The organism is Rhodospirillaceae bacterium, from assembly GCA_028819475.1.
GTDB lineage: Bacteria > Pseudomonadota > Alphaproteobacteria > Bin65 > Bin65 > Bin65.
Window position 1 is genome coordinate 315633 of sequence record JAPPLJ010000050.1, and the last position, 14695, is coordinate 330327.

Consider the following 14695-nt stretch of genomic DNA (forward strand, 5'->3'; position numbering starts at 1 on the left):
CCCGCCGGTCCGCTTAAGGTTCAATCGTCTTCCGGCACCGGTTTGCCGCCCAGCCCGGTCACCATGTCCGCCACCGCGGCATAGGCGGCGTCGAGCGCCGCCGGCTCGGTGCCGCGCAGCACCAGGCTCGTGCCGAATTTCCCTTCCCGGTAAAAGGGATAGCTGCCGATGTCGATGCCGGGCCAGCGCTCCTGTATCTCCGCCAGGCCCCCGGCGACCGCGCCTTCCGGCAGATGGCAGCCCATCGCGCGCGACCGGACCGGCGCGCCGCCGATCAGCCGGTTCTGCAACGTGTCGGCCATCGCCCGCATGATCGAGGGCACGCCGGCCAGCACGAACACATTCTCCATCTGGAACCCCGGCGCGACGGAGACGGAATTCTCGATTGGCACGGCGCCATCCGGGATGAAGCACATTTTCCGGCGCGACTCGTTGAATTCCTCCGGTGTCTCGTAGCGCGCCGCCATCAGCGCGAAGCTCTTGGGGTCCTTGACCAGCCCGACGCCGAAGGCCTTCGCGACGCTGGCCGCCGTGATGTCGTCGTGGGTCGGCCCGATGCCGCCGGTGGTGAAGACGTAGTCGAAGGCGCGGCGGCAATGGTTCACCGTCTCGACGATGGTCCGCTCGATATCGGGAATGACCCGCGCCTCGCGCAGCTGAATCCCCCAGCGGTTCAGCCTGCCGGCGAGATACTGGAGATTGGCGTCGCGCGTCCGCCCCGACAGGATCTCGTTGCCGATGACGATCAGGCAGGCGGTGTATTCGGTCTTGGTGCTGGACATCTAATCCCGGTCGATGCGCCTTCGGTTGCGCGGCGGAGAATAGCGCCTCGGACGCGGCCTGCAACGGACAAGCCGCCAGCGGACTGAACCCGTCCCGCCCGGCGTCGGCCGCCGGGCCGCTTGCCGGCCCGAAGCGATCGCCATAAACCGGACGCCATGCAATTCCCCGCTCCCCTGATCCGCGGCGCGCTGGTCCGGCGCTACAAGCGGTTCCTGGCCGATGTCGACCTGGAATCGGGCGGGCGGGTCGTCGCCCACTGTCCCAATCCCGGCTCGATGGCAGGACTGGCGGAGCCGGGCGCCGAAGTCTGGCTGTCGCCGGCCGCCGGCCCGAAGCGCAAGCTGCGATGGACCTGGGAACTGGTGCGCGACGCCGATACCGGCAGCCTGGTCGGCATCAACACCGGCCGGGCGAACGCCGTTGTCGAAGAGGCGCTGCGCGCCGGACTGGTCGATCCCGCCCTCGCCGGGCCGTCGATCCGTCGGGAGGTCCGCTACGGCAGCGGTTCGCGGGTCGATTTCCTGCTCACCGGCGACGACGGCCGGCGCTGCTTCCTCGAAGTCAAGAGCGTGACCCTGCGCCGGTCGGCGGCGGCGCCCCATATCGGCGAATTTCCCGACGCGGTGACGGTGCGCGGCGCCCGGCACCTGCGCGAACTGGCGGCGGTCCGCGCCGGTGGCGACCGGGCCATGCTGCTCTATCTGGTGCAGCGCGGGGACTGCGAAGCGGTGCGCCTGGCCGCGGATATCGACCCGGCCTATGCGGAAGCGGCCCGGGATGCGCAGGCTGCCGGAGTCGACTTCCGCGCCGTCGATTGCCGGGTGACGCCGGAGGAGATCGCCGTGCGCCGGCCCTTGCCGGTCGGGATATGAGGTTTTAATTTTTCGCAGCGCAACATACTCTCCCGGCGCCATGAGAACCGACGTCCTTTTCGACAAGACCGGCGGCTCCCGCACCTTGGTCAAGCTGCACGACGCCGCCGATTTCGACGGCATGCGCCGGGCCGGCCGCCTCGCAGCGGAAACCCTGGATTTCGTGACGCCCTATGTCGAGCCCGGCGTCACGACCGGCGAACTCGACCGGCTGTGCCACGACTTCATCCGCGACCACGGCGCGACCCCCGCGCCGCTCGGCTACCGCGGGTTCCCGAAATCGATCTGCACTTCGGTCAACCATGTCGTCTGCCACGGCATCCCGGACGAACGGAAAGTCCTGCGGAACGGCGATTCGCTGAATATCGACGTCACGGTGATCCTCGACGGCTGGCACGGCGACACCAGCCGCATGTTCCCGGTCGGCCGGGTCGGCGTGCGGGTCGAGCGGCTGATCGAGGTCACCTGGGCGGCAATGATGAAAGGGATCGCGGCGGTGCGGCCGGGCGCCACCCTCGGCGATATCGGCGCCGCAATCCAGACCTATACAGAGAGCCAGGGTTTCTCGGTCGTGCGCGACTTCTGCGGCCACGGCCTCGGCACGGTGTTCCACGACGCGCCAAGCGTCCTGCACTATGGCGAGCCGGGCGCCGGACTCGTGCTCCAGGAAGGCATGTTCTTCACCATCGAGCCGATGATCAACGCCGGCGGCCCGGCGACGAAGATCCTGCAGGACGGCTGGACCGCCGTGACCCGCGACCGCAAGCTGTCCGCCCAGTTCGAACATTCCCTGGGCGTCACGGCGGACGGCCCGGAAATCTTCACCGGCTCGCCGCGCGGCTGGCAGAAGCCGCCCTACGAGCCGGCCGAACGCGCGGCCTGAATTCCCCCCGAAGTGCATAAAATCGGTTGAAGTTTCCGGAACGTTCCGGGTATATATCCGATGATGTTGCGCGATTTCGATCATTGCTGGCCGGAGTCCGGCCCGTGCAAGGGCGCGGAGAGCGCGCTGCACCGCGACGCCGTGCCCGATTTCGATCCGAAGGACAAGTCCCTCGGCGGCCACAGGGAACGGCTGCGCCGCCGTTTCCTCGACCGCGGAGCGGACGCCCTGCCCGATTACGAGCTGCTGGAGCTGATCCTGTTCGCCGCCAGCCCGCGCGGCGACGTCAAGCCGGTGGCGAAGCGCCTGATTGCGGAGTTCGGCTCTCTCGGCAACGTGCTGGCCGCGAGCCCGGCCGACCTGTTGCGGACCGAGGGCATCGGCCCGGCCGCCGCGGCGGCGATCAAGGCGGCCGCGGCGGCGGGCGTAAGGCTGACGCGGCAGGAGGCGTCGGGCCGCCCGGTGCTCAACAACTACCGCAAGGTCGTCGGCTTCTGCCGCGCCGCCATGGGCCGGGAGCCGGTCGAGCAGTTCCGCGTGCTCTATCTCGACAAGCGGAACCGGATGATCGACGACGAGATCGTCCAGCGCGGCACGGTCGACCACACGCCGGTCTATCCGCGCGAAGTCGCGCACGGGGCGCTGAACCGGGGCGCGACGGCGGTCCTGCTGGTCCACAACCACCCGTCGGGCAACCCGGCGCCGAGCGAAGCGGACATCCGGATGACGAATTCGCTGAAGGACGCCCTGGCGCCCATCGGCGTGGTCGTGCTCGACCACCTGATCGTCTCGGCCGAGGGCGACACTTCCTTCCGCTCGCTGGGGTTGCTGTAGAGCGTCCGCCCGGTGTTCAGACGCCTTGACCGCGCCGCCGCGCGGCGGCGTGCAGGACGGCGGCGGTGACCAGCAGCATGGCGCCGGCCTGGTGCAGCGCGGCCAGCCAGACCGGCGCGTACAGGAGCAGCGTCGCGATGCCGAGCGCCGTCTGAAGCAGCGCGGCGGCGAGCAGCCAACCGGCCCATCGCCGTTCCTCCGCGCCGCCCTGCCCGCGTGTCCGCCACCACAGGGCGAGGACGAGCAGGACGCTCAGGATCGCCAGAACCCTGTGGTTGAACTGCACCGCAACCGGATTGGCGACGAATTCGGCAAGGCCGCCGCCCGGCCGCAGATAGTCCGCCGGCACCAATGCGCCGCCCATCAGCGGAAACGTGTTGTGGATTTTCCCGGCGTCGAGGCCGGCGACGAAGGCGCCGAACACGACGGTCAGCGCGATCGAACCGTAGGCGGCGACCGCCAGCCCGCTGCCGCCGGCCGCCGCATCGGCCGCCGGCCTTGCCGGCCGGTTCATCCGGGCGATCAGCCAGACGGTCCAGGCGTAGAGGATCATCGCCAGGGAGAGATGGGCAGCGAGCCGGTAGTGGCTGACCGAGGGCCGGTCGACCAGTCCGCTGGCGACCATGTACCAGCCGAGCGCGCCCTGCAGGCCGCCGAGGACGAACAGCGCGGCCAGCGGCGGGACCAGCCGGCGCGGCAGGCGGCGGCGCAGCAGCAGGATGACGAAGCCGGCCAGGAAGACGACGCCGATCAGCCGGCCGAACAGCCGGTGCAGATATTCCAGCCAGAAGATCGCCTTGAAGCCGCCGACGGTCAGGTCGGGGAAGACCTGCCGGTACTGCGGCGTCTCCCTGTAGAGGTCGAACAGCTGCTGCCAGGCGGAGTCGCCCATCGGCGGCAGCCAGCCGAACAGGGGCCGCCATTCGGTCATCGACAGACCGGATTCGGTCAGCCGGGTCAGCCCGCCGAGCGCGACCATGGCGAAGATCATCCCAGCCACCAGCAGAAGCCAGCGGCGGACGGACGGATGGACGGGAGCGTCGGCAGGCGCAAACATGCTGGCGGCGGGTCGGGGAGCGGAAGGATTGCAGGCGCGCCGTGTTGCGCGGTGAATCCGAAGATGTCCCTGTGCTAGAGCCGGGGAAACCCGGCTGCGCGATGCAATTCGCCGCGCGGCCCCGGCAACGCAACCGGTATCGAGGAGCCGTGCGATGGCTGCCCACACCGTCACCGTCACTCCGGACAGCGCTAACGGCGCCGCCCTCGATTTCGCGGCGCCGTTCAACGCCGCCGTGGCCTTCATCGACCGGCACATAGGGGAAGGCCGCAGCACCAAGTCCGCCATCCTGACGACGGCGGGCGAAGAGGTCAGCTACGGGCAACTGGCCATCGGGGTAAACCGGTACGGCAATGCCCTGAGGGGCCTCGGCATCGAAACCGGCGACCGGCTGCTGATGGTGGTGAAGGACTGCCCGGAATTCTTTTTCGTCTTCTGGGGCGCCATCAAGGCCGGCATCGTGCCGGTGCCGCTCAACACGCTGCTCACGGCGAAGGATTACCGCTACATGATCGACGATTCGGCGGCTGCCGCCATCGTCTGGTCGCCCGAGTTTGATGGCGCGGTGCGCGATGCGCTCGCGCAGGCGGACCACAAGCCGGCGCATCTGCTGCGGCAGGACCGGGCGGCGGCGCTGGCGGCGCAGGCCTCCGACGGCCTCGAACCGTATCCCAGCGAAGCCGGCGACGATTGTTTCTGGCTCTATTCCTCCGGCTCGACCGGCTTCCCGAAAGGCGCGATCCACCGGCATCGCGACATGGTCGTGACCAGCCAGCAATACGGCGTGGACCTGCTCGGTGTCGGCGAGGACGATATCTGCTTCTCCGCCGCCAAGCTGTTCTTCGCCTACGGCCTGGCCAACTCCATGACCTTCCCGCTCTGGGTCGGCGCCACGGCGGTGCTGGCCGCCGAACGGCCGACGCCGCAGATGACTTTCGACATTTTCGAGCGCTTCCGCCCAACGCTCTTTTTCGGCGTGCCGACGCTCTACGCCGCACAACTGGCGGCGATCGACGGCGGCGCGGCCTGCGACGTGGCGAGCGTCCGCTGGTGCGTCTCGGCCGGCGAGGCCCTGCCGGCCGACATCTTCCGGCGCTGGCGGGAAACGACCGGCACGACGATCCTGGACGGCATCGGCTCGACGGAGGCGTTGTACATCTTCATCTCCAACCGGCGCGATATCCAGAAACCGGGCACGAGCGGGCTTGTTATACCCGGCTACGAGGCGCGCATCGTCGGCGAGGACGGCGCGCCGGCCGCCGCCGGGGAAGCCGGCGCGCTGCAGATCCGGGGCGGCTCGACGGCGCGCGGCTACTGGAACCTGCCGGAAAAAACCGCGGCGACCATGCTGGACGGCGGCTGGCTCGATACCGGCGACACTTACAGGACCGACGAGGACGGCTGCTTCGTCTGCGAGGGCCGGTCCGACGACATGATGAAGGTCGGTGGCATCTGGACCTCGCCGGTCGAGATCGAGGCCTGCCTGATCGGCCATCCCAAGGTTCTGGAGGCGGCCATTGTCGCCCGCGACGACGAGGCCGGCCTCGTCAAGCCCGAAGCCTGGGTGGTGCGCGCCGACGGTGTGACCGACGACGAAGCGGCGCTACAGGAAGAACTGCATGGCCACGTCAAGGCCAGCCTGGCGCCCTACAAGTATCCGCGCTGGTGGAAATTCGTCGACGCACTGCCCAAGACCGCAACCGGCAAGATCCAGCGCTTCAAGCTGCGCGGTTAGCGCGCTTTGCCCGGCGCAAGATCCGGATGCGGCTCAACACCTCCTCGCGCTCCATGTAGCAGCCCTTGAGCGCCCGCTCGCCGACCGCGTCGTCGAACGCCGTCCGGCCGTGCAGGACGCGCCGGTTATCGAAGACGACCAGGTCGCCGGGCGCGTAGTCGAAGGTCATGGCGAAACCTTCGCCGGCGGCGAGGGTCTGGAAGGCGCGCAGGCCGGCATAGGCCGCCTCGACATCGTCGAAATCGACGTTGAGCGGGCCGCGCAGAAAGGTCGTGGCGCGGATTTCGCGGGGATCGCCGTTCCCGTCCAGCACGACCAGCGGCGCGCGCCAGCGATAGTCCGTGGCCGGAGAGCGGTTTGTGAAGGTCCATTCGATCTGCGTGACCGCCCGCCACAGATCCGGATCCGTCCGCCGGATGCGATCGGCCACGGCAAAGCCGTCGACATAGACGGCCCGCCCGCCCCGGGTCGTGTTGACCAGGCAATGCAGCAATTGCAGTCCGGGTTCGTATTCCCGGGTCGCCAGATCGGTGTGCGGCGCCAGGGCGCCGGCAAAATAGGCGTTGGAATCCGCGGCCTTGCGCGAGTCCGCCGGCGCGGTCTTCACGTCGAACAGGAAGCCGAAATTGGAGTTGCGGATCGTGCCGATGCGCTCGGCGACCCGTTGCACCGCCGTTTCGTCAGTCGGCACGCCGCGCAGGCGCACGATGCCGAATTCCATCAGGGCTTCGAGCGCTTCCAGCAGGGCGCCGTCCCGGTCCATGCATGCCGGGCCGTCGAAGGTCGGCGGGGCTGCGAGGCGGCGGGGATCCCAGTGTGTCGGCGCGATGTCGCCGAGATCGTCGTGGCGGCCGTTGGAATAGTCGAGCGCGCGCAGCCAGCCAGGATGGTAGGCGACGGTCCGGCCTTCGGGCGCGAAGGTCACCTCGATGCTGCCGTTTTCCGCGACCGCGGCCGCCGATACGGCGAGGTCCGCCGGCAGGTCCCAGGGATGGCCGACCTGTTCGCGCGTGACCGGGCTGTGGGTGCCGGGTTCGGTCGCGTTGTCGCGTAGCCAGATCGCGTGATAGCGGCTGACCCTGCCGTCGTCCCACGCGACGGTGACGATCCGGCCGTCCGTCGTGGCCCCGGCCGGCAGATGCTCGACCGGCCAGGTGTCGAAGTCCGGCGTCGGCGGCCAGGCCCGGCCCGAGTGCGCGTCCGTCCCCGTCATGGCTGCGTCCCGTTAACGCGAAGGCATGAAAGGCGCGCCCCTCTCGCGCCGTTCGCGGTCCAGGTCAAGCGAAATCGTCCGGCGGTGAAGTTCCCTGTGCCGCTCCGTTCGGTTCACTTCTCCCGTCATATCGACCGGAGCGGCCTGTAAGGCCGCGGAGCGGAGATATCTTTCCCGCGACGAGCCGGGGCGAGGCACCTGCGCGGAAAGATTTCTCCGCTCCCTTCGGTCGGTCGAAATGACGGATGAGAAATGACGGGGCCGCGGTTGCGCTCCGCGGCCCCACACGCAATCGCGCGCTTTCGGCCTTCAGCCCCGACCGCCGAACAGGGCGCGGGAGATCACGACATTCTGAATCTCGTTGGCGCCGTCGAGATACTGGGCGATCTTGGCCCCGGCCAGATGGCGGGCGAGCGGATGGTCGTGGGTCAGGCCCCAGGCGCCCATCACCTGCATGCAGTCGTTGAGCCGGTCGAAGGCGACCCGCGTGGCGTATTTCTTGGCATGGGCCGCCAGCACCCTGCCGTCCGGATCGCCGGCGGCGAGCGCCGCGCCAGCCTTCGCAGCCAGCGCCGAGGCCGCTTCCAGTTCGCTGGCGGCGTCGGCCAGGATCCATTGGATGCCCTGCTTTTCCGTATTGCGCGTGCCGAACAGGGAGCGTTGCGAGACGAAGGCGATCGCCGCATCGAGCCCGGACCGCAGCATGCCGCAAGCGCTGTACGCGACGTTGACCCGCGCCAGGTCGATGCCCTCCATCGCGGCCGCAAAGCCGCGCCCGGCCGGAATGAAATGGGCCGCTTCGTCAAGCTCCAGCCCGTCGAAGCGGAAACCGCCGGCGCCCAGGGCGTGGCCGCCGAGCATGGCGTAGGCCGGCAGGCGCTCGACGCCGGGCGCATCCGCCGCCGCCAGGAAGCAGGCGACGCCCCGGTGGCCCGCCGCCGGATCGGTCTGGGCGTAGATGCTGAGCAGGTCGGCGTGGGAGCCGCTGGTCACCCAGGCCTTCTCGCCGTCGATGCGCCAGCCGCTTTCCGTCTTCGCCGCCGTCGTCTGCACGTTGGCGGCGTCGCTGCCGCCCTGCGGTTCGGTCAGCAGGAAGGCGCCGATGCGCCGCCCGGCGATCAGGTCCGGCAGGTGGGCAGTGTGATGGTACGGCGCGCCGTTGCGCGCGATGTTGCCGGCCAGGTTGTTGTGCACGACGAGGCTGAAGGCGAAGGCGAGGTCGCCGGCGGCCAGCACCTCCATGATGCGCGCCATCGCGAACAGGTCGAGGCCGGCCCCGCCCAGCTCTTCGGGCACCAGCAGGCCCATCAGCCCGGCCTCGGCCGCGGCCTCGAAGGCCTCGCGCGGCGCGCGCCGGTCGCGCTCCCACGCCGCGGCATGGGGGGCGACGGCCTCGGCGGCAAAGCGTCGGGCGGTCTCGATATAGCGGTCGGCTTTGGCGATGGAACCGGCGGACATGGCAGCGGCCTCTTTCCGGCTATCGGGAGCGCCGCAACAAAGCCCGAAACGCGGGCCGGATCAAGGCACGGGGGTTGTCGCGCCTACGACGGCGTCATCAGGCCGATCACCGCGCCGCCGGGGTCCTGGACGATGGCGATGCGGCCGACATTCGGGACGTCGAAGCAATCCTGGAGGACCGTGCCGCCAACGCCGGCGACCTTCGCGGCGGCGGCGTCGACATCGCCCACGGCGATATAGGCCATCCAGTGGTTCGGCATGTCCGGCGCGCCGGTTTTCGCCTTGTCCATGATGCCGGCGACCATCCTGTCGCCGGACCTGGCGACCGTGTAGGTGAAATTCGGCATCGGGACGTCGTCATAGGTCCAGCCGCAGACCTCGGCGAAAAACGCCTTGCAGTCCTCGACGTCGCCGGTGAGCAGTTCGTTCCAATGGAAGGCGCCGTGGTCGGCCATGAGCGGTCTCCTCTCGATAGGGAGAACCGGCTTATCCCGCGTGCCGGCGAGGGCCAAATGCCGATATCGTCACAGGCGCCGCCCTCAGTCGGGGCCGCCGGAACTGGCGGACATATTTAATTGAGGTGACAAATAATTTGTGTTACTGATTATTTGAATCACTGCGCAAATCGGCGACGGGAGCCGGACCGATGGCGAAACGGATCGTCAGTTTCACCCTCAACGGGCGGGCGCATGACGGCGTCGTGCCGGACAACACCCTGCTGCTCGACTATCTGCGCGAAGGACTCGGCCTGACCGGCACCAAGACCGGCTGCGACGGCGGCGAATGCGGCGCCTGCACGGTGCTGGTCGACGGCCGCGCGCAGCTCTCCTGCCTCACCCTGGTCGGCCAGGTCGCCGGCACGTCGGTCGAGACGGTCGAGGGCCTGGCGCACAACGGCCGGCTGTCGGACGTGCAGGAAGGCTTCCACATGAAGCTGGGCGCACAGTGCGGCGCCTGCACGCCGGGCTTCGTCATGGCGACCGAGGCGCTGCTGCGCCGGAACCCGGCGCCGGACGACGACGACATCCGCGAGGCGCTGGGCAGCAACATCTGCCGCTGCACCGGCTACATCAAGATTCTGGATGCGGTGCACCACGCCGCGGCGCGCCGGCGGGGCGAGGAGCCGGCGCCCTACCCGCCGCTTCCGGACCGGGTGGCGGACCGGGTGGCGTAACGGGGAGGCGGAGCAATGAACGAACAGGTCAAACCCGTCGATCCCGCCGCGGCCGAGCCGGTGCGCTCCATCGGCGAATACGTCCCGATGGTCGACGGGCCGGAGAAGGTTTCGGGCGCGGCGAAATACACCGCCGATTTCGTCGAGGGCGAGGCGCTGGAGGCCGCGATCCTGCGCAGCCCCTACGCCCATGCCGAAGTGCTTGAGGTCGATACTTCGGAAGCCGAGGCGATGCCGGGCGTCCGCGCCGTCGTGACCGGCGCGGACTGCGACAAGACCTTCGGCGTCCTGCCGATCGCGCGCGGCGAATACCCGCTGGCGCGCGACCGGGTGCGCTACAAGGGCGAGCCGGTCGCCGCCGTCGCGGCCGACGACATCCACATCGCCAAGGCGGCGGTCAAGAAGATCCGGATGAAGGTCAGGGAACTGCCGGCCTACTTCCGCTGCAAGGACGCCTATGCCGAGGACGCCGTCGACCTGCACGAGCACCGGCCCGGCAACCTGGAGCGCGACGTGTTCTTCGAGCTCGGCGACGTCGAGGACGCCTTCGCCGGCTCGGACCTGGTTATGGAGCGGAACTTCCATGCCGCCGAGGTCTGCCAGGCCCAGATGGAGATGCACAGCGCGCTGGTCTCCTATGATCCGCTGCGCGACCGGCTGACCTGCCAGTGCTCGACCCAGGTGCCCTACTACGTCCACCTGATGCTGGCCAAGGTGACCGGCATGGACCAGGGCCGCATCCGGGTCATCAAGCCCCATGTCGGCGGCGGCTTCGGCGCCCGGACCGAGACGTTGCAGCCCGAACTGATCGCCGCCCTGCTCGCCCGCAAGATCGGCGGCGCGGTGCGGCTGCTGACGACCCGGGAGGAGACCTTCATCACCCATCGCGGCCGGCCGGAGACCGACCTGCGGCTCAAGATCGGCATGGCGAAGGACGGCCGGATCACCGGCGTCGAGCTGGAGAACGACCAGCGCGGCGGCGCCCATTCGAGCTACGGCATCGTCACGATCCTCTATGCCGGCTCGCTGCTCTACGCGATCTACGACCTGCAGAATGTTCGCTATATCGGCCGGCGGGTGCTCACCAACACGCCGCCCTGCGGCGCCTTCCGCGGCCACGGCACGGTCAACACGCGCTTCGTGTTCGAATCACTGCTCGACGAGATGGCGGAGGAACTGGGCCTCGACCCGATCGCGGTGCGGCGGCGCAACTATATCGAGGCGCCGGCCTTCACCCAGAACGACCTGATGATCAATTCCTACGGCCTGCCCGAATGCGTCGACTGGGTCGAGGAGGCGAGCGGCTGGAAGGAAAAGCGGGCAAAGGGCCTGCCCGATCCCGGGCCGGGCAAGAAGAAGGGCATCGGCTTTGCCGCCTCCCACTATATCTCCGGCGCCTCCAAGCCGGTGAACTGGACCGGCGAGCCACACGCGACGGTCAATCTCAAGCTGGACTGGGACGGCGCGATCACCGTGCTGACCGGTGCTGCCGAGATCGGCCAGGGCTCGTCGACCCTGGTCGCGCAGATCACGGCCGACGTGCTCGGCCTGCCGATCGACCGCATCCGGGTGATTGCGGCCGACAGCGAGGTCACGCCCAAGGACAACGGTTCCTATTCCTCCCGCGTCACCTTCTATGTCGGCAACGCGACGCTCGAAGCGGCCGTGAACCTGCGCAAGATCCTGGTCGAGGCGGCGGCGCGCAAGCTGGAGGCCAATCCCGAGGACATCGAGGTGCTGGGCGAATATTACCGCGCCGGCAGCCAGGATACCGGCATCCCCTTCCAGGAAGTGGTCATGGAAGCGCTGCGCGACACCGGCACGATCACGACCAAGGGCATCTACAACACGATCCCCGAGAGCTGGGGCGGCAAGAAATACCGCGGCGCCGCGATCGGCGGCACGATGGGCTTTTCCTACGCCGCCCAGGCGGTCGAGGTCACGGTCGACGAGACCAGCGGCGAGGTCACGGTCGACGATGTCTGGGTCGCCCACGATTGCGGCAAGGCGCTCAACCGGCTGACCGTCGAGGGCCAGGTCGAGGGCTCGGTCTGGATGGGCATGGGCCAGGCGCTGAGCGAGGAGACCGGCTACTACAACGGCCTCAACCTCGCCAACAACCTGCTCGACTACCGGGTGCCGACGATCCAGGATTCGCCGCCGATCCACACCCATATCGTCGAATCCAACGATCCCCACGGCCCCTATGGCGCCAAGGAGGCCGGCGAAGGCTCGCTCAGCAGCTTCATCCCGGCGGTCGCCAACGCGATTTACGACGCCACCGGCATACGCTTTCCCGACACGCCGATTACGCCGGACAAGGTGTTCCTCGCCCTCGAAAAGGCCGCCCGGTTCGGTGCCAAGAAGAAGGCCGCCTGATGGACGCGCTGCACGGTTTCGAGGTCATCCGGCCGGCGACGGTCGAGGAGGCACTGGCCGCCCGTCAGGCCCATCCGGAGAGCCGGATGATCGGCGGCGGCACCGACATCCTGGTCAACATCCGCCGCGGCATCGAGACGCCACCGGTGCTGATCGACACCAACGACCTGGCCGATCTCAAGAGCATCGACGTCAGCGAGAACGGCCTCGTCATCGGCGCCTCGATCCGGCTGTACGAGGTCGCCGAACACCCAGAAATCCGCCGCCTCTACCCGGCGGTCGCCCAAGCCGCCGGCTCGATCGCCGGGCCGACCCAGCGCAACATGGGCACGGTCGGCGGTAACATCTGCCTCGATACGCGCTGCATCTACTACAACCAGTCCGAATGGTGGCGCGAAGCCAACGACCACTGCCTGAAGACCGAACTGGGCGAGATGTGCCACGTCGCGCCCAAGTCGAAGGGCGTGTGCTTCGCGACCTATTCCGGCGACCTCGCCCCGGCGATGCTGCTGTTCGGCGGCGAGATCGACCTGCTCGGCCCGGACGGCGCGCGCACGGTTTCGATGCGCGACTTCTTCATCGGCTATTCGCGGCAGGACGGCTCGACCGGCGACGGCATCGACTATATGGCGATCCGGCCCGGCGAATTCGTGCTGCGCATCCGCGCCGCCGCGCCGGGCAACCTGATCTCGGGCTACGACAAGGTGCGCATCCGCCGCTCGATCGAGTATCCCGTGGCCGGCTGCGCGGCGGCGGTGGCGCGCGACGGCGACCGGCTCGCCGACCTGCGCATCGCGATCACCGGGACAAATCCGCGTCCGGTGTTCCTCGAAGGCGCGGCAGACCTGGCCGGCGGCGCGCTGGACGACGCAACGGTCCAGGGCATCGACGACCTGTGCAAGGACCAGCTCATGTCGATGAAGACCACCTTCACCCCCGGCCACTACCGCCGCCGCGTCGCGACCAAGATGGCGATACGGCTGGTGCGGGAGCTGTTCGAAGGGGCGGCCTGAGAAACAACCGTAATTTCCTTTGACTCCGGCGCCGCGCTGTCCGATTAGGCGTGGCCGCACCGGCCGGCGGAGACGCCGGTTTCCGGGAAAGCGACCGTCCAAGCGCCGCGCCCCGAAAGCCGTTACCACGTTGACGTATTCGCCTGGCGGTCACGCATGATACAGTCGCGAATGTTTCACGATTCTACCCGCATAACGTAACCGATGGCCGCCATAGAGTTGACCGAAGTTACCAAGTCCTGGGGCAGGACAGTCGCCGTCGGCGATATTTCGTTCACGGTAGACAGCGGTACTTTCGTCGTCCTGCTCGGGCCTTCCGGATGCGGGAAGTCGACCACTCTGCGGATGATCGCCGGTCTTGAGGAGATGACGTCCGGAAAGGTGATGATCGACGGCCGAGACATGTCCCATGAGCCGCCGTCGGCACGCCGGGTATCCATGGTGTTCCAGTCCTACGCGTTGTTTCCGCATCTGGATACCCGCCAGAACATCCTGTTCGGCCTCAAGGTGCGCAGGGTCGAGCGGGCGGAGCAGGAGCGCCGCCTGGCGCAGGTCGCCGAAATGGTCGGACTGGACCGGCTTCTGGACCGCAAGCCGTCCCAACTGTCCGGGGGCCAGCGCCAGCGGGTGGCCCTGGCCCGGGCCATCGTCGCGGAGAATTCCATCTGCCTGATGGACGAACCGCTCTCCAATCTGGACGCGAAATTGCGGCACGAAATGCGGGTGGAGATCCGCGCGCTCCAGGAGCGCCTCGGGATGACGGTCGTTTACGTCACCCACGATCAGACCGAAGCGATGAGCATGGCCGACAAGGTTATCCTGATGCGCGAAGGCCGGATCGAGCAAACCGGCACGCCGGACCGCCTCTACGACCGCCCGTCGACGAAGTTCTGCGCGGAATTCATCGGCACGCCGCCCATGAACATCCTGCGGCTTTCCGACGCCGGAGGCGCCGCCGTCATCGCCGGGAGCGACGGACCTGCCGTCGTCGCCGGTTCGGGCGACGGCTACGAATTGGGCGTGCGCCCGGAGCATATCGGGGTTGCGGCGTCGGGCGGCGTTCCGGCAACCGTCGACTCTTGCGACTATCTGGGAGCCGATACGATCGTTTCGGCGCAAATCGGTGCGCAGGAGGTGTTGGTACGGACGCCCGGAAGGTTCGGATTTGCTTCCGGAGCAACCATCGGCCTGACATGGTCGGCGGACGACACCCACATCTTCAATTCCGGGAATGGCCGCCGTGAGCAGGGCGCTGCGGCGCTTTCGGTCACCGCTTGACCGAATTCGGCGCACG

13 protein-coding genes are annotated in these 14695 nt (G+C 68.4%); 8 read left to right on the forward strand and 5 right to left on the reverse strand.

What is annotated here, in order from left to right:
* Positions 1-20: 20 nt before the first annotated feature.
* Positions 21-782, reverse strand: coding sequence for a molybdopterin-binding protein (locus OXM58_15980; protein ID MDE0149864.1), 762 nt, complete (start codon positions 780-782; stop codon positions 21-23).
* 156 nt (positions 783-938) lie between these two features.
* Between OXM58_15980 and sfsA the strand changes: the two genes are divergently transcribed.
* From sfsA to radC, 3 genes are read left to right on the forward strand one after another with little or no spacing between them, the layout of a single operon-like run.
* Positions 939-1655, forward strand: a complete 717-nt coding sequence (sfsA, locus tag OXM58_15985) for a DNA/RNA nuclease SfsA (GenBank protein ID MDE0149865.1) — start codon at positions 939-941, stop codon at positions 1653-1655.
* A gap of 40 nt (positions 1656-1695) precedes the next feature.
* Positions 1696-2538: a type I methionyl aminopeptidase gene (gene map / locus OXM58_15990; protein MDE0149866.1), complete on the forward strand. Its 843-nt coding sequence runs from the start codon at positions 1696-1698 to the stop codon at positions 2536-2538.
* Positions 2539-2598: 60 nt separating this feature from the next.
* Positions 2599-3372: a DNA repair protein RadC gene (radC, locus tag OXM58_15995; protein MDE0149867.1), complete on the forward strand. Its 774-nt coding sequence runs from the start codon at positions 2599-2601 to the stop codon at positions 3370-3372.
* 16 nt (positions 3373-3388) lie between these two features.
* On the opposite strand, the gene OXM58_16000 is transcribed toward radC, so the two are convergent.
* Positions 3389-4429, reverse strand: a complete 1041-nt coding sequence (locus OXM58_16000; GenBank protein ID MDE0149868.1) for a COX15/CtaA family protein — start codon at positions 4427-4429, stop codon at positions 3389-3391.
* A gap of 154 nt (positions 4430-4583) precedes the next feature.
* Here OXM58_16000 and OXM58_16005 point away from each other — a divergent pair, with 154 nt between their 5' ends.
* The gene (locus OXM58_16005; protein MDE0149869.1) at positions 4584-6164 is read left to right on the forward strand and encodes a benzoate-CoA ligase family protein; all 1581 of its coding nucleotides are present in this window, start codon (positions 4584-4586) and stop codon (positions 6162-6164) included.
* Here the strand turns inward: OXM58_16005 and OXM58_16010 are convergent.
* From OXM58_16010 to OXM58_16020, 3 genes are all read right to left on the reverse strand, one after another.
* Complete coding sequence (locus tag OXM58_16010; protein ID MDE0149870.1) at positions 6148-7377, reverse strand: TauD/TfdA family dioxygenase; 1230 nt, start codon at positions 7375-7377, stop codon at positions 6148-6150. The two genes, OXM58_16005 and OXM58_16010, sit on opposite strands and share 17 nt — an antisense overlap.
* A gap of 309 nt (positions 7378-7686) precedes the next feature.
* Complete coding sequence (locus OXM58_16015) at positions 7687-8835, reverse strand: acyl-CoA dehydrogenase family protein (protein MDE0149871.1); 1149 nt, start codon at positions 8833-8835, stop codon at positions 7687-7689.
* Positions 8836-8918: 83 nt separating this feature from the next.
* On the reverse strand, positions 8919-9290 hold the full coding sequence (locus OXM58_16020) for a VOC family protein (GenBank protein ID MDE0149872.1): 372 nt from the start codon (positions 9288-9290) through the stop codon (positions 8919-8921).
* 191 nt (positions 9291-9481) lie between these two features.
* On the opposite strand from OXM58_16020, the gene OXM58_16025 reads away from it, so the two are divergent.
* From OXM58_16025 to OXM58_16040, 4 genes are all read left to right on the forward strand, one after another.
* Positions 9482-10009: a 2Fe-2S iron-sulfur cluster-binding protein gene (locus tag OXM58_16025; GenBank protein MDE0149873.1), complete on the forward strand. Its 528-nt coding sequence runs from the start codon at positions 9482-9484 to the stop codon at positions 10007-10009.
* A 15-nt stretch (positions 10010-10024) separates the two neighbouring features.
* Entirely contained in the window at positions 10025-12388 is a 2364-nt protein-coding gene (gene hcrA, locus OXM58_16030; GenBank protein MDE0149874.1) for a 4-hydroxybenzoyl-CoA reductase subunit alpha, read from the forward strand.
* A complete protein-coding gene (locus tag OXM58_16035; GenBank protein MDE0149875.1) occupies positions 12388-13401 on the forward strand; it encodes an FAD binding domain-containing protein in 1014 nt (337 codons plus the stop codon). The genes hcrA and OXM58_16035 overlap by 1 nt, the downstream gene beginning before the upstream one ends.
* Before the next feature lie 204 nt (positions 13402-13605).
* Positions 13606-14679 carry an ABC transporter ATP-binding protein gene (locus OXM58_16040; protein ID MDE0149876.1) on the forward strand — a complete coding sequence of 358 codons (1074 nt, stop codon included), beginning with the start codon at positions 13606-13608 and terminating at the stop codon, positions 14677-14679.
* Positions 14680-14695: the final 16 nt, after the last annotated feature.

Coding starts and splice junctions, on each gene's coding strand:
- hcrA (MDE0149874.1), top strand. CDS start 10,025: ATGAACGAACAGGTCAAACCCGTCGATCCCGCCGCGGCCGAGCCGGTG.
- sfsA (MDE0149865.1), top strand. CDS start 939: ATGCAATTCCCCGCTCCCCTGATCCGCGGCGCGCTGGTCCGGCGCTAC.
- OXM58_15980 (MDE0149864.1), bottom strand. CDS start 782: ATGTCCAGCACCAAGACCGAATACACCGCCTGCCTGATCGTCATCGGC.
- OXM58_16015 (MDE0149871.1), bottom strand. CDS start 8,835: ATGTCCGCCGGTTCCATCGCCAAAGCCGACCGCTATATCGAGACCGCC.
- OXM58_16000 (MDE0149868.1), bottom strand. CDS start 4,429: ATGTTTGCGCCTGCCGACGCTCCCGTCCATCCGTCCGTCCGCCGCTGG.
- map (MDE0149866.1), top strand. CDS start 1,696: ATGAGAACCGACGTCCTTTTCGACAAGACCGGCGGCTCCCGCACCTTG.
- OXM58_16035 (MDE0149875.1), top strand. CDS start 12,388: ATGGACGCGCTGCACGGTTTCGAGGTCATCCGGCCGGCGACGGTCGAG.
- OXM58_16005 (MDE0149869.1), top strand. CDS start 4,584: ATGGCTGCCCACACCGTCACCGTCACTCCGGACAGCGCTAACGGCGCC.
- OXM58_16040 (MDE0149876.1), top strand. CDS start 13,606: ATGGCCGCCATAGAGTTGACCGAAGTTACCAAGTCCTGGGGCAGGACA.
- OXM58_16025 (MDE0149873.1), top strand. CDS start 9,482: ATGGCGAAACGGATCGTCAGTTTCACCCTCAACGGGCGGGCGCATGAC.
- radC (MDE0149867.1), top strand. CDS start 2,599: ATGATGTTGCGCGATTTCGATCATTGCTGGCCGGAGTCCGGCCCGTGC.
- OXM58_16010 (MDE0149870.1), bottom strand. CDS start 7,377: ATGACGGGGACGGACGCGCACTCGGGCCGGGCCTGGCCGCCGACGCCG.
- OXM58_16020 (MDE0149872.1), bottom strand. CDS start 9,290: ATGGCCGACCACGGCGCCTTCCATTGGAACGAACTGCTCACCGGCGAC.